The sequence below is a fragment of the Taklimakanibacter albus genome (assembly GCF_016595235.1).
Taxonomy (GTDB): Bacteria; Pseudomonadota; Alphaproteobacteria; order Rhizobiales; family Aestuariivirgaceae; genus Taklimakanibacter; species Taklimakanibacter albus.
On the sequence record NZ_JAENHL010000006.1, the window covers coordinates 934,303 to 953,241 of the forward strand.

The 18,939-nt window shown below is 63.4% G+C and carries 24 protein-coding genes; 17 read left to right on the plus strand and 7 right to left on the minus strand.

The genetic code is table 11. The annotated features are described in order from the left end of the window. Position 1: 1 nt before the first annotated feature. On the minus strand, positions 2 to 526 hold the full coding sequence (locus JHL16_RS09235; RefSeq protein ID WP_200184546.1) for a DUF2199 domain-containing protein: 525 nt from the start codon (positions 524 to 526) through the stop codon (positions 2 to 4). Between the two features lie 134 nt (positions 527 to 660). Between JHL16_RS09235 and kbl the strand changes: the two genes are divergently transcribed. From kbl to JHL16_RS09290, 11 genes are read left to right on the plus strand one after another with little or no spacing between them, the layout of a single operon-like run. Continuing rightward, the gene (gene kbl / locus JHL16_RS09240; protein WP_200184547.1) at positions 661 to 1,851 is read left to right on the plus strand and encodes a glycine C-acetyltransferase; all 1,191 of its coding nucleotides are present in this window, start codon (positions 661 to 663) and stop codon (positions 1,849 to 1,851) included. After that, positions 1,851 to 2,879, plus strand: coding sequence for an L-threonine 3-dehydrogenase (gene tdh, locus JHL16_RS09245; protein ID WP_200184548.1), 1,029 nt, complete (start codon positions 1,851 to 1,853; stop codon positions 2,877 to 2,879). The genes kbl and tdh overlap by 1 nt, the downstream gene beginning before the upstream one ends. A gap of 19 nt (positions 2,880 to 2,898) precedes the next feature. Further along, positions 2,899 to 3,900, plus strand: coding sequence for a magnesium/cobalt transporter CorA (gene corA, locus JHL16_RS09250; RefSeq protein WP_137855009.1), 1,002 nt, complete (start codon positions 2,899 to 2,901; stop codon positions 3,898 to 3,900). Further along, entirely contained in the window at positions 3,897 to 4,250 is a 354-nt protein-coding gene (locus JHL16_RS09255; RefSeq protein WP_200184549.1) for a cupin domain-containing protein, read from the plus strand. The genes corA and JHL16_RS09255 overlap by 4 nt, the downstream gene beginning before the upstream one ends. Before the next feature lie 3 nt (positions 4,251 to 4,253). After that, positions 4,254 to 4,631 (plus strand): fluoride efflux transporter CrcB, encoded by a 378-nt coding sequence (gene crcB, locus JHL16_RS09260; protein WP_200184550.1) that lies wholly within the window; start codon positions 4,254 to 4,256, stop codon positions 4,629 to 4,631. Further along, positions 4,628 to 5,626: an RluA family pseudouridine synthase gene (locus tag JHL16_RS09265; protein WP_200184551.1), complete on the plus strand. Its 999-nt coding sequence runs from the start codon at positions 4,628 to 4,630 to the stop codon at positions 5,624 to 5,626. The genes crcB and JHL16_RS09265 overlap by 4 nt, the downstream gene beginning before the upstream one ends. Continuing rightward, positions 5,623 to 6,297: an HAD-IA family hydrolase gene (locus JHL16_RS09270; RefSeq protein WP_200184552.1), complete on the plus strand. Its 675-nt coding sequence runs from the start codon at positions 5,623 to 5,625 to the stop codon at positions 6,295 to 6,297. The genes JHL16_RS09265 and JHL16_RS09270 overlap by 4 nt, the downstream gene beginning before the upstream one ends. Further along, the gene (locus tag JHL16_RS09275; RefSeq protein WP_200184553.1) at positions 6,294 to 7,001 is read left to right on the plus strand and encodes an ATP12 family chaperone protein; all 708 of its coding nucleotides are present in this window, start codon (positions 6,294 to 6,296) and stop codon (positions 6,999 to 7,001) included. The genes JHL16_RS09270 and JHL16_RS09275 overlap by 4 nt, the downstream gene beginning before the upstream one ends. 35 nt (positions 7,002 to 7,036) lie before the next feature. Further along, positions 7,037 to 8,569 (plus strand): acyl-CoA carboxylase subunit beta, encoded by a 1,533-nt coding sequence (locus JHL16_RS09280; protein ID WP_200184554.1) that lies wholly within the window; start codon positions 7,037 to 7,039, stop codon positions 8,567 to 8,569. A gap of 3 nt (positions 8,570 to 8,572) precedes the next feature. Continuing rightward, positions 8,573 to 9,847 carry an MgtC/SapB family protein gene (locus JHL16_RS09285; RefSeq protein ID WP_200184555.1) on the plus strand — a complete coding sequence of 425 codons (1,275 nt, stop codon included), beginning with the start codon at positions 8,573 to 8,575 and terminating at the stop codon, positions 9,845 to 9,847. Continuing rightward, entirely contained in the window at positions 9,847 to 11,157 is a 1,311-nt protein-coding gene (locus JHL16_RS09290) for an aspartate aminotransferase family protein (protein ID WP_200184556.1), read from the plus strand. The genes JHL16_RS09285 and JHL16_RS09290 overlap by 1 nt, the downstream gene beginning before the upstream one ends. On the opposite strand, the gene JHL16_RS09295 is transcribed toward JHL16_RS09290, so the two are convergent. Both JHL16_RS09295 and rimO read right to left on the minus strand, forming a co-directional pair. After that, positions 11,111 to 11,785 carry a DUF2459 domain-containing protein gene (locus JHL16_RS09295; protein WP_200184557.1) on the minus strand — a complete coding sequence of 225 codons (675 nt, stop codon included), beginning with the start codon at positions 11,783 to 11,785 and terminating at the stop codon, positions 11,111 to 11,113. The two genes, JHL16_RS09290 and JHL16_RS09295, sit on opposite strands and share 47 nt — an antisense overlap. Before the next feature lie 2 nt (positions 11,786 to 11,787). Continuing rightward, entirely contained in the window at positions 11,788 to 13,122 is a 1,335-nt protein-coding gene (gene rimO / locus JHL16_RS09300) for a 30S ribosomal protein S12 methylthiotransferase RimO (protein ID WP_246770846.1), read from the minus strand. 108 nt (positions 13,123 to 13,230) lie between these two features. Between rimO and JHL16_RS09305 the strand changes: the two genes are divergently transcribed. Genes JHL16_RS09305 through JHL16_RS09320 form a run of 4 tightly spaced genes read left to right on the plus strand, consistent with a single transcriptional unit; the run spans position 13,231 to position 15,232 of the window. Further along, positions 13,231 to 13,482, plus strand: a complete 252-nt coding sequence (locus tag JHL16_RS09305; RefSeq protein ID WP_137854998.1) for a GlsB/YeaQ/YmgE family stress response membrane protein — start codon at positions 13,231 to 13,233, stop codon at positions 13,480 to 13,482. A 26-nt stretch (positions 13,483 to 13,508) separates the two neighbouring features. After that, positions 13,509 to 13,805 carry a GlsB/YeaQ/YmgE family stress response membrane protein gene (locus tag JHL16_RS09310; protein ID WP_200184559.1) on the plus strand — a complete coding sequence of 99 codons (297 nt, stop codon included), beginning with the start codon at positions 13,509 to 13,511 and terminating at the stop codon, positions 13,803 to 13,805. 6 nt (positions 13,806 to 13,811) lie between these two features. Continuing rightward, positions 13,812 to 14,768, plus strand: a complete 957-nt coding sequence (gene lipA, locus JHL16_RS09315) for a lipoyl synthase (protein ID WP_200184560.1) — start codon at positions 13,812 to 13,814, stop codon at positions 14,766 to 14,768. A 2-nt stretch (positions 14,769 to 14,770) separates the two neighbouring features. Beyond that, positions 14,771 to 15,232: a type II toxin-antitoxin system RatA family toxin gene (locus tag JHL16_RS09320; RefSeq protein WP_200184561.1), complete on the plus strand. Its 462-nt coding sequence runs from the start codon at positions 14,771 to 14,773 to the stop codon at positions 15,230 to 15,232. Between the two features lie 117 nt (positions 15,233 to 15,349). Here JHL16_RS09320 and JHL16_RS09325 read toward each other — a convergent pair whose 3' ends face one another. Next, entirely contained in the window at positions 15,350 to 15,760 is a 411-nt protein-coding gene (locus JHL16_RS09325) for a hypothetical protein (protein ID WP_200184562.1), read from the minus strand. Between the two features lie 147 nt (positions 15,761 to 15,907). On the opposite strand from JHL16_RS09325, the gene JHL16_RS09330 reads away from it, so the two are divergent. Together JHL16_RS09330 and JHL16_RS09335 are read left to right on the plus strand one after the other, a co-directional pair. Beyond that, entirely contained in the window at positions 15,908 to 16,162 is a 255-nt protein-coding gene (locus JHL16_RS09330; protein WP_200184563.1) for a type II toxin-antitoxin system Phd/YefM family antitoxin, read from the plus strand. Further along, complete coding sequence (locus JHL16_RS09335; RefSeq protein WP_200184564.1) at positions 16,162 to 16,566, plus strand: type II toxin-antitoxin system VapC family toxin; 405 nt, start codon at positions 16,162 to 16,164, stop codon at positions 16,564 to 16,566. Before JHL16_RS09330 ends, JHL16_RS09335 begins: the two co-directional genes overlap by 1 nt. Before the next feature lie 36 nt (positions 16,567 to 16,602). Here JHL16_RS09335 and JHL16_RS09340 read toward each other — a convergent pair whose 3' ends face one another. The 3 genes from JHL16_RS09340 to JHL16_RS09350 are packed head-to-tail and all read right to left on the minus strand — an operon-like array spanning position 16,603 to position 18,796. After that, entirely contained in the window at positions 16,603 to 17,094 is a 492-nt protein-coding gene (locus JHL16_RS09340; RefSeq protein WP_200184565.1) for a hypothetical protein, read from the minus strand. 26 nt (positions 17,095 to 17,120) lie between these two features. Beyond that, the gene (locus JHL16_RS09345) at positions 17,121 to 17,639 is read right to left on the minus strand and encodes a CinA family protein (RefSeq protein ID WP_200184566.1); all 519 of its coding nucleotides are present in this window, start codon (positions 17,637 to 17,639) and stop codon (positions 17,121 to 17,123) included. Next, entirely contained in the window at positions 17,636 to 18,796 is a 1,161-nt protein-coding gene (locus JHL16_RS09350) for a bifunctional 2-C-methyl-D-erythritol 4-phosphate cytidylyltransferase/2-C-methyl-D-erythritol 2,4-cyclodiphosphate synthase (RefSeq protein WP_200184567.1), read from the minus strand. The genes JHL16_RS09345 and JHL16_RS09350 overlap by 4 nt, the downstream gene beginning before the upstream one ends. Positions 18,797 to 18,939: the final 143 nt, after the last annotated feature.

Genomic DNA, 18,939 nt, shown 5'->3' on the forward strand with positions numbered 1-18,939 from the left:
TCTAGACGCTCAGTACACGGAGTCCGCAAAGCTCGATGAATTCGAGAGCTCTTTCGACCGTGATGCCGTCGCGCTGGTCGATTGCGAGCTGATGGTCAGCAGGTTCCAGTTCAAGGATCGGGCGCAAGCCCGAATTCTGCGGCTGGAGCGAGCATTTGAGACTGAGCGTTTCGGCATAGCCGGGCAGGCTGTTGGAGAACCAGCCGAAAAACGGCCCCGATGGATTGTCCGAGTCATACTCCGCGACATAGAGGTCGAAATTCGCACGGCTTACGCTGCTCCATACGCCCCAGCCGAGAGAAACATTGGTTTCGCGGATGGGAATCTCCAAAAGGCAGCGCAGGAAGAAATCCTCGTCTTCGATTTTGCAAAGATCGGATGTGAGACGCGAGGTTTCCGGGTCGAGACCGTCTTTCCAATAGGCCGGCGATGCAAAGGTAATATCAGGCAGGCCCGAATGGATCTCTTCGCAGCTCGCGCATTTGTACCGGAGACTGTCGGGGAATGAGCTGTAATGCCGGGTCATTTCGATTGCGCCACCTTGCCAAAGTCAGCATAGCTGCACTGACATATTTGCAAAAGTGTTCACCTGTTCCTAAGGGACGGGGGTGCTAGCCTGATTAATCCCTGCCGGGGGCTTGTGTTGCTGAGGAGTGCCTGATGTCCGTACTTGCCGATATCGCCGCCGAACTTGAAGCCATCAAGGCGCAATCTCTGTGGAAGACCGAGCGGCCGATCGTCTCGCCCCAGGACGGGCATATCAAGGTCATACGCGACGGTGTGCGCCATGAGGTGCTCAATTTCTGCGCCAACAACTATCTGGGCCTTGCCGATCATCCGGCACTGATCGAGGCGGCCAAGGCCGCCATGGAGACCCATGGTCTCGGCATGGCCTCGGTACGCTTCATCTGTGGCACCACCGATCTTCATCGCGAGCTCGAAGCCAAGATCGCCGATTATGTGCAGCAGGAAGACTGCATACTTTATGCCGCGTGTTTCGACGCCAATGGTGGTGTGTTCGAGCCCTTGTTCGGGGCGGAGGACGCGATCGTCTCCGACAGCCTGAACCATGCGTCCATCATCGACGGCGTCCGCCTCTCCAAGGCCAAGCGCTTCCGCTACCGCAATGGCGACATGAACGACCTCGACGCCCAGCTGAAGGCGGCCCGTGCGGAAGGCGCGCGCCGGGTGATCATCGTCACCGACGGCGTCTTCTCGATGGACGGTTACCTCGCCAAGCTCGGCCAGATCAGGAAGCTCGCCGACGCCCATGACGCCATGATCATGGTGGACGACTGCCACGCCACCGGTTTCATCGGCCCGCAGGGGCGCGGCACGCCGGCGCGCGCCGGCGTCAGCGTCGACATCATCACCGGCACGCTCGGCAAGGCACTGGGCGGCTCGGCCGGCGGCTTCGTCGCGGCGGCCAAGCCGATCGTCGATCTGCTGCGCCAGCGCTCCAGGCCCTATCTCTTTTCCAATTCCCTGCCGCCGCCCATCGTCGGCGCCGCCATCCAGGCGATCGCCATGGCCAGGCGTGGCGACGAGCTGCGCAACGGGCTCTTCGACAATGCGCGGCGTTTCCGCATCGCCATGAGCAAATCCGGCTTCAACCTGCTGCCGGGCGAGCACCCGATCATCCCGGTGATGCTGGGTGAGGCCAAGCTCGCCCAGGACATGGCGGCGAAGCTCTATGAGCGCGGCATCTATGTCACCGGCTTCTTCTATCCGGTGGTGCCGCAAGGGTCGGCCCGCATCCGCACCCAGATGTCGGCCGCCCACACGCCGCAGGATATTGACAAGGCCGCCGCGGCATTTACGGAAGTGGGCCAGGAACTCGGGGTGATCTGATGCGAGCTTTGGTTAAGGCGGAGAAAGCGGAAGGCCTGGTCATGCGGGACGAGCCGGTCCCGGAGATCGGCTCGGACGACATTCTGATCAAGGTCCGCAAGACCGGCATCTGCGGCACCGACCTGCATATCTGGAAATGGGACGAATGGGCCCAGAAGACCATTCCGGTCCCCATGGTGGTCGGCCATGAGTTCGCCGGTGTCGTCGAGGCGATCGGCAGCCATGTCCGCACCGTCAAGGTCGGCGACCGGGTATCGGGCGAGGGCCATCTCATCGGCATGAAAAGCCGCATGGCAAGGGCCGGCCATTTCCACCTCGACCCCGAGACCAAGGGCGTCGGCGTCAATGTGCCGGGCGCTTTCGCCGAATATCTCAAGATCCCCGCCTTCAACGCCATCCATCTGCCGCCCGAGGTCGACGACGAGATCGCCTCGATCCTCGACCCCCTCGGCAATGCCGTCCATACGGCGCTGTCCTTCGACCTCGTCGGCGAGGACGTGCTGATCACCGGCGCGGGCCCCATCGGCATCATGGCGGCGGCGGTCTGCCGTCACGTCGGCGCCCGCCATGTGGTGGTCACCGACATCAATGACTACCGTCTCGATCTCTGCCAGGACGTGGCCGACGTCGTGACCGTCAATGTCTCGCGCGAGGACCTGCGCGCCGTCATGGAGCGCATCGGCATGCGCGAGGGTTTCGATATCGGGCTCGAAATGTCGGGCGCCCCCAAGGCCTTCGACCAGATGGTCGAGCATATGATCGTGGGCGGCAAGATCGCCATGCTCGGCATTCCGTCGGGCAAGACGCCGGTCGACTGGAATTCGGTCATCTTCAAGTCGCTTACCATCAAGGGCATCTATGGCCGCGAGATGTTCGAGACCTGGTACAAGATGATCGCCATGCTGCAATCGGGCCTCGATATCCGCAAGGTCATCACCCATCGCATGAAGGCGACCGATTTCGCCCAAGGCTTCGCCTTGATGAAGCAGGGTTCCTGCGGCAAGGTCGTTCTGGACTGGAGCACCTGAACATGGCAGGGGACCGATTATGCTGGTTGCTTATGGTACTGCCAATGGCTGCCTGACCGAGTTTCCTCAGTCGGACAAGCCGGTCATTCCGCCGGGCACAGTCTGGATCGATCTGGTCGAGCCGACCCACACGGAGGAAGCCGCCGTGGAGGAGGGGCTCGGCATCGACATCCCGACCCGCGAGGAACTGGCCGAGATCGAGGCGTCGAGCCGGCTCTATGCCGAGGACGGCGCCTTCTTCATGACCGCCAATCTCATCCGCCGCGGCGAGAACGACCGCCCGGAATCCTCGCCCGTCACCTTCATCATCAAGGACGACCTGCTCGTCACCATCCGCTACCATCACCCGCAGGCCTTTCCGGTCTATGTGCGCCGCGCGATGAAGCCGCAGACGACCTCGACATCGGGCTGGGGCGTTCTGATCAGCCTGCTCGAAGCGGTGGTCGACCGCGCCGCCGATCATCTCGAGCGCGTCGGCACCATCGTCGATGAGACGTCGCGCCGGATCTTCGATTCCGACCGCCATTCGCGCAACCGCCGCGTCCGCAAGAAGGCGCCCAATCTGCAGGAGCTTCTGGAGAAGATCGGCGAGGAAGGCGACTTCAATTCGAAGATGCGCGAAAGCCTCGTGTCGATCGGCCGGCTCGCCGCCTTCATGACGGCGGCCATCGAGCCCAACAAGCAGACGCGCGAGATGAAGGACCATCGCGGCCGCATCAAGATCCTGCAGCGCGACATCATTTCGCTGACCGATCATGCGAGCTTCCTCTCGGGCAAGATCGCCTTCCTGCTCGATGCGGTGCTGGGCATGATCTCTATCGAGCAGAACGGCATCATCAAGATATTCTCGGTCGCTGCCGTGGTGTTCCTGCCGCCCACTCTGGTCGCCAGCATCTACGGCATGAACTTCGATGTCATGCCGGAGCTCAAATGGATCCTGGGTTATCCCTTCGCCCTCGGGCTGATGGTGCTGTCGGCGATCCTTCCCTACATCTATTTCAAACGTAAAGGCTGGCTATGAACAAGCTCACTCTCATCAAAGGCTCGGACCGCGTCGCTTCGGCGGAATTGGGCGAGCCGTTCAAGGCCAATGAGCCGCAGGGCGAGCCGGTCGCGATGATCCGCTCCAAGGACTGGCGCGAAGGCCCCGATGCCGGTGTGTGGGAATGCACGCCCGGCAAATGGAAACGCGCCGTCAAGAACGCCGAATTCGCTCACTTCGTGAAAGGCCGCTGCGAGTTCCATCACGAGGACGGCACCGTGCTCGAGATCGCGGCCGGCGATGCGGTTTATTTCCCGGCCCATACACGCGGCACCTGGAATGTGATCGAGACGGTGCGCAAGACTTACTTCCTGCTGCCGTTGGATTGAGCCATGGCGCTGACGCTGTGGATCGCGGTGGGAGGCGCCATGGGCGCCACATTGCGGCACTTCATGAACATGTTCATCGGCCGGATCGCCGGTGACGGTTTCCCGTGGCACACGATGCTGATCAACATATCGGGCTCCTTCGTGATGGGGCTCCTGGTCTCGCTGATGGCGCTGCGCTGGAACGTATCCAACGAGATGCGCGCCTTTCTGACCACCGGCATACTCGGCGGCTACACGACCTTCTCGGCCTTCTCGCTCGATTTCGCGCTATTGGTCGAGCGCAAGGCCTATCTGCTCGCCGGCGCCTATGCGTTGGGTTCGGTCGTCCTGTCGCTCGTCGCGATCTTTGCCGGCCTGGCCCTGGCCAAGGCCTTCGCATGAGCGAGGTCGTACATCGCCGCGTGGTGAAGGATGAGGACGGCATGCGGCTCGACCGCTGGTTCCGCATCCATTTTCCGCAAGTGACCTTCGCCTATCTGAACAAGCTCGCCCGTACCGGCCAGCTACGTGTCGCCGGCAAGCGGGTGAAGCCCAATGCCCGGCTCGCGGAGGGCCAGGAAGTCCGCGTGCCGCCGCTCGCTTTCGAGTCGCGTCCCGCCGATGCGCCCGAAGCGGAGGCAAAGCCTCTTTCCAAGGAAGAGAAGAAGCTCTTCCAGAGCATGATCATTCATGAGGACAAGGATATCTATGTCCTCAACAAGCCGGCCGGCCTCGCGGTCCAGGGCGGCACCAAGACCCACCGCCATGTCGACGGTCTGTTGATCGGGCTCGGCGCCGAGCTGGGCGAGCGCCCGCGTCTCATCCATCGCCTCGACCGCGAGACTTCGGGTGTCCTGGTCATCGCCAAGCGGCGCGCCGTCGCTGCTTCGCTCGGCAAGCTCTTCGCGACGCGTACCGTGCGCAAGATCTATTGGGCAGGCGTCAAAGGCGTTCCCAAGCCGCCCCAGGGCAAGATCGACATCGCGCTCATCAAGGCGGCTGGACCCGATGGCGACCGGGTGCGCGCCGCTGCGGAAGACGAGGAGGAGGCGCAGCGCGCCGTCACCCATTACAGCGTCATCGACAAGGCGGCGCCCGTCATCGCCTGGATGTCGCTCAAGCCCTCGACCGGCCGCCAGCATCAGCTGCGCGCGCACATGGCCCATATCGGTCACCCGATCCTCGGCGACGACAAATATGAGGGCGACAAGGACCTGCCGGCGGCCATTCCCAACCGCCTGCATCTGCATGCCCGCCGGATCGTCTTCCCGCATCCGCGCGGCGGCACGGTGGACGTTACGGCACCTCTGCCGCCCCACATGCTGGAGACCTGGGCTCTGTTCGGCTTCGACCCGCAGCGCTATGACGAAGGCCCACAGGAGAAGAACCGGAAATGAAGCTCGCATTGTTCGACGTCGACGGCACGCTGATGGACAGCCAAGCCATGATCCTGGCCTCGTTCACCAAGGCCTTCACGGTGACCGGGGTGCCGTTGCCGCCCCGCAGCGCGTTGCTCGGGGTCGTCGGATTGTCGCTGGTCAAGGCCATGGCCGTGCTCCGGCCTGACGACGGCGCGGAACATCATGAGAGCCTGGCGCAGTCCTACAAGCAGGCCTTCTGGACCTATCGGACCGACGGATCTTTCCCGGAAGTGCCCTTCGACGGCGCCCTCGATTTGTTGCGCCGGCTCAAGGCACGCGACGACGTGTTGATCGGCATCGCCACCGGCAAGTCGCAGCGCGGTGTCCGCCACATCATCGACCAGTTCGGGCTCGAAGGTGTCTTCAGCACCATTCAGACCTCTGACGACGCGCCGTCCAAGCCGCATCCCGGCATGATCCTGCAGGCCATGGCCGAGACGGGTGCAGCGCCTCAGGATACGGTGATGATCGGCGACGCGCTCTTCGACATCGAGATGGCCCATGCCGCCGGCGTCAAGGTTGCCGCGGTGAGCTGGGGTTTCCAGCCCAAAGCCGTGCTGGAGCGCGCCAAGCCGCATGCGATGGTCAATGATTTCAATGAGCTGGAAGAAACTCTTGGCTCATTTTGGCAGGACAGAGCGGCATGACGACAGGCCCGGCCCGCCGTTTTTATAAGCAGGTCGCGGTCACCGGAACGGCGGCGCCCTTCGCCATCGCCCTTGATGAGCGAACCTTGCGCACACCGCTGAAGCGCCCGCTCGATCTTCCCACCAAGGCTCTGGCCGAAGCGCTCGCCGCTGAATGGGAAGCGCAAGCCGAAAAGATCCAACCCCACACGATGCCCTTCACCAAGCTCGCCAATACCGCGCTCGACCGGGTGGCGACCGACAGAGACCGCATCATCGGCGAGATCGTCGATTTCGGTGGCTCCGATCTCGTCTGCTACCGCGCCGCCACTCCGCCGGATCTGGTGGAGCGCCAGGCGCGCATCTGGCAGCCGGTGCTCGACTGGGCGCGTGAAACCTTTCAAGGCGAATTCCAGGCGACCGAGGGCATCCTCCACGTCGCCCAGCCTGAAGCCTCGCTGGCGGCCTTGCGTGACTTCCTCGCGACCAAAAGCCCCTGGGCGCTCACCGCGCTCCACAATCTGACGACGCTCACCGGGTCGGCGCTCCTCTCGGCCATGGCCTGCGAGAAGGGGATTCTACCCGCCGAGGCCTGGCTCGCCGCCCATGTCGATGAGGACTACCAGATCGAGCAATGGGGCTGGGACGAGGAAGCGCGTCATCGCCGGGACTACCGCAAGCGCGAGTTCGACACTTGCCTGCGCTTCTGCGAGCTTTCACACTGAACGAACCGAAGAAATCATAGAGGGTAGGGGACCTGATGCAGCATATTCTTGAGAAGCTGGAAGAGCGCCGCTCGAATGCCCGGCTGGGCGGCGGCACGAAGCGTATCGAGGCGCAGCATGGCCGCGGCAAGCTGACCGCGCGCGAGCGCATCGATCTGCTTCTCGATCCCGGCTCCTTCGAGGAGTTCGACATGTTCGTCGAGCACCGCTGCACCGATTTCGGCATGGAGAAGTCGAAGATCCCGGGCGACGGCGTCGTCACCGGCTGGGGCACCGTCAATGGCCGCGTCGTCTATGTCTTCGCCAAGGATTTTACCGTTTTCGGCGGCTCGCTGTCGGAAGCCCATGCCCGCAAGATCACCAAGATCCAGGACATGGCGGTGCAGAACCGCGCCCCGATCATCGGCCTCTTCGATGCCGGCGGCGCCCGCATCCAGGAGGGCGTCGCGGCGCTCGGCGGCTATGGTGAAGTGTTCCAGCGCAATGTGCTGTCTTCCGGCGTCATCCCGCAGATTTCGGTGATCATGGGGCCTTGCGCCGGCGGCGACGTCTATTCACCGGCGATGACCGACTTCATCTTCATGGTGCGCGACACGAGCTACATGTTCGTGACCGGCCCCGACGTGGTGAAGACGGTCACCAACGAAACGGTGACGGCGGAAGAGCTGGGCGGCGCCTCGGTCCACACCACGCGCTCCTCGATCGCCGACAAGGCCTTTGACAATGATGTCGAGGCGCTGCTCCAGATGCGCCGCTTCATCGACTTCCTGCCGTCTTCCAACACCGCGCCGCTCCCGGAGCTGCCGAGCTTCGATGACGGCGAGCGCATCGACATGTCGCTCGACACGCTCATCCCGCGCAACCCGAACCAGCCCTATGACATGAAGGAGCTGATCCTCAAGGTCGTCGACGAAGGCGATTTTTTCGAGATCCAGGAATCCTTCGCGCGCAACATCATCACCGGCTTCGCGCGTATGGAAGGCCGCACCGTCGGCGTCGTCGCCAACCAGCCCTTGGTGCTGGCGGGCACGCTCGATTCCGATGCCGGGCGCAAGGCGGCGCGTTTCGTGCGCTTCTGCGACTGCTTCAACATCCCGATCGTCACCTTCGTCGATGTGCCGGGCTTCCTGCCGGGCACCGCCCAGGAATATGGCGGCCTCATCAAGCACGGCGCCAAGCTGCTTTTCGCCTATGCCGAGGCGACGGTGCCGAAGATCACCATCATCACCCGCAAGGCCTATGGCGGCGCTTATGTCGTCATGGCCTCGAAGCATATCCGCGGTGACGTGAACTATGCCTGGCCGACCGCCGAGATCGCGGTGATGGGCTCCAAGGGCGCGGCCGAGATCATCTATCGTCAAGAGCTTGGCGAGCCGGAGAAGATCAAGGCGCGGGTCAAGGAATATGAGACGCGGTTCGCCAATCCCTTTGTTTCGGCCGAGCGTGGTTTCCTCGACGAGGTGATCATGCCGCATTCGACCCGCAAGCGCGTCGCCCGCGCACTCAACATGCTGCGCCACAAGGAGCTGCAGAACCCGTGGAAGAAGCATGACAACATCCCCTTGTAAGATATGAGCGGCGATGACCTGCTGCTGAAGCTGAGCCTTGCCCTCGCCATCGGTCTCCTGATCGGCCTTGAGCGCGGCTGGAAGGACCGTGACGAGGAGGAGGGCCAGCGCACCGCGGGTCTCCGAACCTTCGCGCTCATCGCTCTCCTGGGCGGCATCTTCGGCGCCTTGACCCGCGGCGATGATTTTCTCCTTCTGGCGGCGGGCTTCGTCACCGTGAGCTCGGCCCTCGCCGCCTTCTTCTGGCGCGAGGGTGTGGCCGAGAAGGATTTCAGCGCCACCAGCCTCATCGCCGCGATGCTGGCCTTCATGCTGGGCGCCTATGCCGTGCTGGGCGATGCCCAGGTCGCGGCCGGCGCCGGTGTGGCGACCGCCGTGCTGCTCGCCACCAAGGACCAGTTGCATGGCTGGCTCGCCCGCATCACCTGGCCGGAACTCCGCGCCGGCCTGCTGCTCGCGGCGATGACCTTCATCGCGCTGCCGCTTCTGCCGCATGAGGCGATCGATCCCTATGGGGCGGTCAACCCGTATGAGCTCTGGCTCATGACCATTCTGATCGCCGCGGTGTCCTTCGCCGGCTACGCGGCGATCCGCATTGCCGGGCCTGAGCGCGGCACGGTGATGGCGGCGGGCGCCGGCGGCCTCGTCGCCTCGACCGCCGTGACGCTGACCCTCGCCCGGCTGGCGCGCGACAATCCGCATCGCGTTCGCCTCCTGGGCGGCAGCGTCGTCCTCTCCGGCGCGGTCATGCTGCTGCGCGTCCTCGTCGTCGTCGCCGTTCTCAACCGGGTCCTGGCCTGGTCGCTGGCGCCGGCTCTGGTCACCGGAGCGGCGGCAATGGCGGTCTTCGCCTTCCTGCTCATCCGCTCGTCGCCGGAGGGCAAGAAGGATGGCAAGGCCGACCTCAAGCTCAAGAACCCCTTCGACCTGATGGAAGTGCTGCGCTTCGGCCTGATCCTGACCGTCATCATGCTGCTGGCCGTGGCGGCGCGGCATTTCTTCGGCGAAGCGGGGCTCATCGGCCTCGCCGCGATTTCAGGTCTAGCCGACGTCGATGCGATCACGCTGTCGATGGCCAAGACTGCGCAGTCCGATGCGACGACAGGCCCGGCGCTGGCGATCCTCACCGCCGTCGGTGTGAACACGCTCGCCAAGACCGGTTATGCCGCTTATGTCGGCGGCGCGCGGATCGGAACGCTCACCGCCTTCGGCGCGGCGCTGGGCTTCGCGGCGGCAGCGGCCGGCTATCTTCTCATTCCCATGGCAAGGAGCCTTTGATGTCGAAGAACGATGATCCGGCTTTCTGGACCTCGGCGCGCAAGCATCTTCTGCGTTATGGCGGCAGCTTCGAGCCGCTGATCATCGAGCGCGCCAAGGGCAGCTACGTCTATGACGCCGACGGCCGTGCCATCCTCGACTTCACCTCCGGCCAGATGAGCTCCATCCTCGGCCACTCGCATCCGAAGATCGTCGCCACCGTCCAGGCGCAGATCGCCGAGCTCGATCATCTGTTCAGCGGCATGCTGTCCCGCCCGGTCGTCGCTCTGGCGGAAAGGCTGGCGAAGCTGGCGCCCGGCCTCGACAAGGTCATCCTGCTGTCGACCGGCGCCGAAGTGAACGAGGCGGCGATCCGGCTCGCCAAGCTCGTCACCGGCAAGCACGAGGTCGTCGCCTTCTCGAAGAGCTGGCATGGCATGACCGGCGCCGCGGTGTCGGCGACCTTCAGCGCCGGCCGCAAGGGCTACGGGCCGGCCGCGGTCGGATCCATGGCAATTCCGCCGCCCAATGCCTATCGCCCACGTTTCGCCCATGCCGACGGCACGCTCGACTGGCAGACGGAGCTGGATGACGCCTTCACGCTCATCGATGCCCAGTCGACCGGCAATCTCGCCGCCTTCATCGCCGAGCCGATCCTGTCGGTCGGCGGCGTGCTCGATCTGCCGCCCGGCTATCTCGCCGCCCTCAAGCGCAAATGCGAGGAGCGCGGCATGCTGCTCATCCTCGATGAGGCGCAGACCGGCGTCGGCCGCACCGGCACCATGTTCGCCTTCCAGCGCGACGGCGTGACACCCGACATCCTCACTCTGTCCAAGACGCTGGGCGCCGGCCTGCCGCTGGCGGCGATGATGACCACGGCGACAATCGAGGAAAAGGCGCATGAGCTGGGTTATCTCTTCTACACGACGCATGTGTCCGATCCGTTGACGGCGGCGGTCGGAGTGGCGGTGCTCGATGTCGTCGAGGAGGAGAAACTGGTCGATAAAGCGCACCGCTCCGGCGAACTCCTGCGTCAGGAGTTCCTGGCGCTTCAGCAGCGTTACGACTGCATCGGCGATGTGCGTGGCCGCGGCCTGCTGATGGGATTGGAGATCGTCAGCGACCGGAAGGACAAGAAACCGGCCTTCGAGCTTGGCAGCCGGATCGGCGAGGAAGCGATGCGCCGTGGCCTGAGCACCAACATCGTCAAGATGCCGACCATGGGTAGCGTCTTCCGCATCGCCCCGCCGCTCACCATTTCCGAAGGTGAGATCGCGGAAGGCGTCAGGATTTTCCGGGAGGCGATCGAAGCGTCCCTAGCGGCCAGGTGATGCTGAAGCTGAACGGCGCGAAGCGGGCATAAGGCTGGCCCGCCGCGGCGAGGCCGTCCGCCACCCATTGATTGCAGGTCCGGAGCGGGCTGTAGCGGCCTTTGGCAATGTAATAGGCTTCGAGACGGTCCTGCGCTGCCGGTGTTGTATCGCGCACAGTGGCGCGGATATGGTCGATCAAGGCCTGCCGGCCGGCGCGGTCGACGTTGAGCGTCACGCATTCGGGATCATCGGCCGGCGGATTGACGGCGATCTCCCTGAGCGCCGTGTCGTTGAGCCCGGCGAGCGCACTGAACGCGATGGCGGGCCGCACATCGGCCCAGTCCGGCGTCTCGCGGAAGAAGCGCAGATCGCCCCAGCCGAAAGCGAGATAGGCCTCGGCCGGAAGGTCGGGACGGGCGACGGCCGGGAAGAGGGCGCTCCAGTCGATGAGCGGATCGCGGCTCGGCAGCACGATGTCGGCATGGGCGAGCGACGTGCAGACATAAACGACGGGTTCGTCGCCTGCCTGCTGCGGCCGGCCGGACACTGGCAAGAGCGCGAAGCCGAGCGCGGCGATGAGATAAAGGACGATGAGGAGTAACAGGGCGGCGAGAAGGCGGGTGCCGAAGCGGAGCGCGCCGCGCATTCTCAGTCGATCTTCTCGCCGATCAGGTCATATTCCTCGGCCTCGACGATCCGCGTACGGACCATGTCGCCGGGCTTGAGGCCCGTCTCGCCGGGCAGGAACACATTGCCGTCGATCTCCGGCGCATCCCAGGGCGAACGCCCGACCGCTTCCTCGTTTTCCTCGTCGATCTCGTCGATGAGGACGTCGATCTCGCGGCCGACTTTCTTGGCGAAGATGTCGGCGCTGATCTCCTGCTGCGCCTGCATGAGGCGGTGCCAGCGCTCTTCCTTCACTTCCTCAGGGACGGGCGCGGCGAGGTCATTGGCCTTGGCGCCGGCAACTGATTCGTATTTGAAGCAGCCGACGCGCTCGAGGCGGGCTTCTTTCATCCAGTCGAGCAGGTAGGTGAAGTCCTCTTCCGTCTCGCCGGGGAAGCCGACGATGAAGCTCGAGCGGATGGCGATATCCGGCGCGATCTTGCGCCAGGACTCGAGGCGGTCGAGCACCTTCTCCTGGTTCGCCGGGCGGCGCATCGCCTTCAGCACCTTGGGGGCGGCATGCTGGAAGGGGATGTCGAGATAGGGAAGGATCTTGCCCTCCGCCATCAACGGGATGATCTCGTCGACATGCGGATAGGGATAGACGTAATGGAGCCTGACCCAGGCGTCGAACTGGCCGAGCTCCTTGACGAGGTCGGCGAACTTCGCCCGCACCTCGCGGCCGCGATATTTGCTCTCGGCGTATTTGAGGTCGAGCCCATAAGCGCTGGTGTCCTGCGAGATGACCAGCAGCTCCTTGACCCCGGCTTTGACCAGGCGCTCGGTCTCATAGAGGACTGAGGCGGCCGGGCGGCTGGCCAGGTCGCCGCGCAGCGACGGGATGATGCAGAAGGAGCACCGGTTGTTGCAGCCCTCCGAAATCTTCACATAGGCATAGTGACGTGGCGTGAGCCTCAGGCCCTGGGGCGGGATGAGGTCGAATTTGGCGTCATGCGCCGGGGGCACGGCGTCATGCACGGCGGACACGACAGCCTCGTACTGGTGCGGCCCGGTGACCGCCAGCACGGCCGGATGGGCGGCGCGGATCCTGTCGGCCTCGACCCCCATGCAGCCGGTGACGATGACGCGGCCGTTCTCGCTCACCGCCTCGCCGATGGCGGCCAGCGATTCGGCCTTGGCGGAATCGAGGAATCCACAGGTATTAACGATCACAACGTCGGCGGCGTCGTAGCCGGGCGATATGACGTAGCCCTCGGCCCTAAGCTGGGTCAGGATACGCTCGGAATCGACCAGGGCCTTGGGGCAGCCTAGGCTGACCAGGCCCACTTTGGGGATATGTCGTGCGGCAATTGTCATGTTGATGGGGTCCATAGACTAGGGCGCGGCTTGCCGCAAATGGTCTTGATGCTAGACTGGCCCTGGGCCATATGATGGGAAAGCCCAGGTTGTATTGGGGATTTAATCATGGACACACGAAACATCGTCATTGCCTTGGTGATCGGTCTGGTCGCCGGGTGGCTGGCCAGTTTCATTGTCGGCGGGTCGGGGCTCATCCGCTACCTCATCAGCGGTGTCATCGGGTCCTTCGTCGGCAGCTTCATCTTGAGCAAGGCCGGCATCAATCTGGGCATCGGCAATGAGATCGCGCGCGATATCGTGACGGCCACGATCGGCGCCATTATTGTCGTTTTGCTGGCACGCTTCATCGCCGGCTGAGGATTCACAACAGGAGGCAATCGACTATGGAACCGAATACTCTCTTGGATCTGGGTGGCGGCGTGGGCTGGATCGGCACCTTGCTGATCGGCGGCATTGCCGGCTGGATCGCCGAGAAGCTCACCAAGAGCGACATGGGCCTGATCATGAACATCGTGGTCGGCATCATCGGCGCCTATATCGGCGGCTTTCTCGCCAACGCGCTGGGCCTCAGGCTTGGCGAGATCTTCAGCGGCTGGTTCTGGGGCAATCTCCTGGTCGCCGTCGTCGGCGCCGTGATCCTGCTCGTGGTGGTGAAGATGTTCCGTGGACGGAGCGCCTGACGCAAATTGGTTACTGTTCTCGATACGCTGAAAGCCCGGCCGCGCCACCCTGAGAAGGCGCATCGGCCCGATACCCCCATCCTGCGCAAGCCGGACTGGATCAGGGTGAGGGCCCCGGGCTCGCCGGTCTATAACGAGACCAAGGCGATCGTCAGGGAAAACCGCCTCGTCACCGTGTGTGAGGAGGCGGGCTGCCCCAATATCGGTGAGTGCTGGTCGAAGAAGCACGCCACCTTCATGATCATGGGCGACACCTGCACGAGGGCCTGCGCCTTCTGCAACGTGAAGACCGGCCTGCCGGACGCGCTTGACGGCGAAGAGCCGGCCAAGGTGGCCGACGCCATCGCCCGCATGGAGCTGTCGCATGCGGTCATCACCTCGGTCGACCGCGACGACCTCGTCGATGGCGGCGCCGAGCATTTCGCACAAGTGATCCGTTCGGTGAGAGGGCTGTCGCCCAACACGACGATCGAAGTTCTCACCCCCGACTTCCTGCGCAAGAACGGCGCTCTCGAAAAGGTCGTCGAGGCACGCCCCGACGTGTTCAACCACAATCTCGAGACGGTGCCGGCGCTCTATCTGCGCATCCGTCCGGGTGCTCGCTATTTCCACTCGCTGCGGCTGCTGCAGCGCGTGAAGGAGCTCGACCCGCAGATGTTCACTAAGTCGGGCATCATGGTGGGCTTGGGCGAAACGCGCGAGCAGGTGCTACAGGTCATGGACGACATGCGCTCGGCCGATATCGATTTCATCACCATCGGCCAGTATCTGCAGCCGTCGCGCAAGCATGCCGCGATCGACCGCTTCGTCACGCCGGACGAATTCAAGTCCTATGAGACCATCGCCTATTCGAAGGGCTTCCTGATGGTGTCATCGTCTCCGCTGACGCGTTCCTCGCATCACGCCGGCGATGATTTCGCAAGGCTCCGGGCGGCACGGGCGGCGAAGCACAAGCCGGCTTAGAAATGCCCAAGTTCAACGTCACCCGCGAGATGCCTTACAAGGCCGCGGAACTGTTCGCCGTCGCCGCCGATGTCGACAGCTACAAGGACTTCCTGCCGCTGGTGGAGAGCTCGCGCACCTACGACCGGACCAAGGTCGCGGACGGCATCGAGCGCTTCAAGGGCGAATTGCGGGTGCGCTACAAGAAGCTCCATATCGACGAGACCTTCATCAGCGACGTCGTCGCCGACCGCGGCGCCCTCAAGGTCTCGTCGCGCTCCGAGGGCGGGCTCTTCGAGCATGTCGTCGCCGAATGGCGCTTCAGCGACCGCAAGGCGGGCGGATCGACGGTGGAGTTCCAGGTCGACTACAAGGCCAAGAGCCGCTCGCTGCAGTTCTTCATGTCGGGCATGTTCGATTACATGGTGCGCAAGATCAACAACGCCTTCGAGGCGCGCGCCCGTGAGCTGCATGGGGCGGCCTGATCCCAGAACAGGGGAGCAGCGGAATTTCTGCAGCGGAATTTACAGGGGAATAACAGCGGATCTGCAGGGATCAGCAGGGAATTTCCGAAAAACGGCCATAACAGCGGAATTCCTCAACTAGAAGTAGCCTTTCAGAAACGCCGTGGTTTCGTCCGAAAGCCCGACGATCTTGTTGGTGGCCTGGCGATAGAATTTGAAGTTGAGCTCGGTCTCGGGCCGCCCGTCCTTCCAATCACTGAAAGTTTTGAGCTCACGCCGGCCCAAAGGCCGTCTGGCGAGCGCGGTACGTCTGACCGCGATACTCACCCGCGGCGTCTGCCGTTCCATTCCGGGCTTGCGGGATACGGCTTTGGCAGAGGTGACGACGCCCCGCGCAATCAGGCCCTGACCGCCTTCATTCTCGCTCGCGAACAGAAATACCGTGTCGCCCTCGGCGATCTCTTTGCCGCCATACATCGTCTTTTGCCGGGGGAAGACGAAGGTCTTCTCCTGCGGATCGTGGATTTCGACCTTGATCGCGTAAGCCATGATTTTGCTCCGCATACCGTCGCGGAAGCATGATGTTTCCGAACTGTGCAACGTATCAATTCCTTTATTCGGGCTGTCGATCCAATTGACATTTTCGATTACATCGACTAAATAGCTAGACAGTCTAGCTATAAAAGGAATTGGCTGATGGCTTGGCAGTTGCAGGACGCCAAAAACCAGTTCTCGAAGGTGGTGCAGAAAGCGCAGCAGGAGGGACCGCAAGTCGTGACGTTGCGCGGCGAGCCGGCTGTCGTCGTGATTTCTGCGCGCGACTATGAAGAGATGCGGTCCAATCGGCCGACCTTGGTCGACGATCTGCTTGCCGGCCCTAATTGGGATGATGAACTCGTCGAAGCCGTCACAGACCGCGCGAAGCTCCCCAGCCGGGACGTTTCGTTCTGATGTACCTGCTCGACACCAATGTCGTTTCGGAAGCCCGCCGCGGCACGTCGCAGGTCGTGTCATGGTTGCGGTCTGTTGATCCGCTCAAGGTGCATCTCAGCGTCCTCACGCTCGGCGAGATCATGCGCGGCATCGCGTTAAAGCAAAAGGCGGACCCCCGCGCGGCGGGTCACCTCGCCGAATGGCTGCAGAAGATACGCCATGACCATGGCGATCGGATCCTGCCAATTACCGGCGAGATCGCTGTCGAATGGGGGCGGATCGCAGCGATACGACCGCGCGGCGATGTTGATGGCCTGATCGCGGCGACAGCGATCGTCCACGATCTGATCGTCGTCACACGAAACGTCACGGAATTTTCCGATACCGGCGCTACGGTAATTGATCCGTGGGGCGCTGCCTGAGAGGCCAGGCGCCCGCATTAGGCTAGTGGCGAGCGCTCACAGGACGGTAGCGTCCTTCGTCAACTTGTCGAACCTGAAGCAGACCGGCTTTTGTGCAATCATCTCGGTCCAGCTGTCGCCGTTCTTCAATTCCACACCACTCCCGTAGAATAGGAACAAGAGCCAATTCCTCTGCTCGAAGCGCGTCGCATGTCCTACCCATGTGACGGCGAGCTTATAGCAGCCCTTCTCCCAGGTGAGGGTGGGCAGCTCATCTGTACCGTCAAGCCACACAATAGTCCGACCGGCGTTTGGCTGAGTTGGCCGACCGCTCTCAACGACCTCGAGAAAGTAACCCGGAGGATCCAGCATGCTTTCGGAATAATTCCAGAGACGCAATCGATATCCGGCGGCGTCATCCGTCAATTCGCGCGTCAGGCTATATGTGGTCGGCTCAGAGGCGGGGAAACCGCAGGCCGTCAGCAGGCTGATCAATAACATTGCCAAAGGCAAGCGAAGTCGGTGTCGTGAACTCGTTTTGAGGGTCATGACTTTTACTTCTTCGGTAACGCATGTCACGCCAATCGTGTGGCGGCGCTGTCGAACTGGGCTTCAATCAGATCGAGAGCGGCTACGACCGAGCGCAGGCGCACCTCGCTGCGGTCCGCTTTCGCGAAGACGAAACGGCGATGCGCGGTCTCGCCATGGCGGAAGGCGCAGCCGAAATGTACGAGACCGACCGGCTTTTCGGCCGAGCCGCCGCCGGGGCCGGCGATACCGGTGACCGAGACCGCGATATCGGCGAGCGAGTTCCGAATCGCGCCTTCCGCCATGGCGCGGGCTGAGGCCTCGCTGACGGCACCGTGGAGCTCGATGACATTGGCGGGTACGCCGAGCAGGCTCATCTTGGCTTCGTTCGAGTAAACGACAAAGCCGCGCTCGACGACGTCGGAGGAGCCGGCGATCTCGGTGAGGAGGCCGGCGATCAGGCCGCCGGTGCAGCTTTCCGCGGTGACGAGCTTCAGTTTCCGGCTGCGCAAAGCGGCGAGCAGTTTTTCGGTGCGCGAGAGGAGAGCGGGCGCGAAGAGGCTCATCCGGGCAGCCTCACGATCACATTGGCGAAGGCGGTGATGCCTTCGCGCCGGCCGACGAAACCCAATTGTTCGGTCGTGGTCGCCTTGATGGCGATGCGGTCCTCGCCGATGCCGAGCAGGACCGAAAGCGAAGCCTTCATGGCGGCGAGATGTGGCGAGATGCGCGGCACCTCGGCCAGGATGGCGATATCGGCATTGCCGACCCTGCCGCCGCGCTGGCGCACCAGATCGACCGCCTTGGCGAGGAAGATCGAGGAGGGGGCGTCCTTCCATTGCGGATCGCTCGGCGGAAAAAACGTGCCGATGTCGCCTTCACCGATGGCGCCGAGAATGGCGTCGGTCAGCGCATGCAGCGCCGCATCGGCGTCGGAATGGCCAGCGAGCTTGTGCGTGTGCGCGATGCGCACGCCGCACAGCATGACATGATCGCCCGGCGCGAAAGGATGGATGTCGACACCCATGCCGGTGCGGATATCGGTGAGGCTGCGGTTCAAGGCGCGGTCGGCATCGGCGAGATCGCCTTGCGTCGTCATCTTGCGATTCTCAGGCTCGCCCGGTACCACCGCGACGGTCAGCCCGGCGAATTCGGCGACGGCGGCGTCATCGGTAAGCTGTGTCTGGCCGTCCTTGAAGGCCTTCTCATGTGCCGCGCAGATGGCGGCATAGGCGAAGCCTTGCGGGGTCTGCACCGCCCACAGGCCGCTGCGGTCGATGGTGCGCTCGATCGTGCCGTTGGAGGCCTTCTTCAGTGTGTCGGCGACGGCGATGCCGGGAATGGCGCTGTCATGCACCAGGAGGCCGGTGATCACCCGGTCGATCAGGTCGGGCGACAGGAAGGGCCGCGCGGCGTCATGGATGAGCACATGGGTGAGGCCGTGGCCGGCCAAGGCCTCGAGACCCAGGCGGCACGAATCCTGGCGGGTGGCGCCGCCGACGACCGGGGATTCGACGGCCAGATCGCCGGCCGCCTCTCGGAACAGATCCGACTGGCCCGGCCCGATCACCGTCTGGATGGTGGCGATGCGCGGGTGATCGAGCAAGGCCTTGAGTGTCCACCAGAGCACCGGCCTGCCGCCAATTTTTTGATATTGTTTTGGTTTCTCGCCGCCGGCCCGGCTGCCCGATCCGGCCGCTACGACCACTGCACCAATCTTCATGAAGACGCCCTCTAGAGCAAATTCCGCCAAAGTTGAAGACTTTGGCGAAGCGAATTTGCTCAAGACATTGATTTGGCGCGAATCCTCATCGGCGAAGTGGATTCCCCTTCGCCGGGATGCGCGCTAGCGGCAATTGGTCTGGG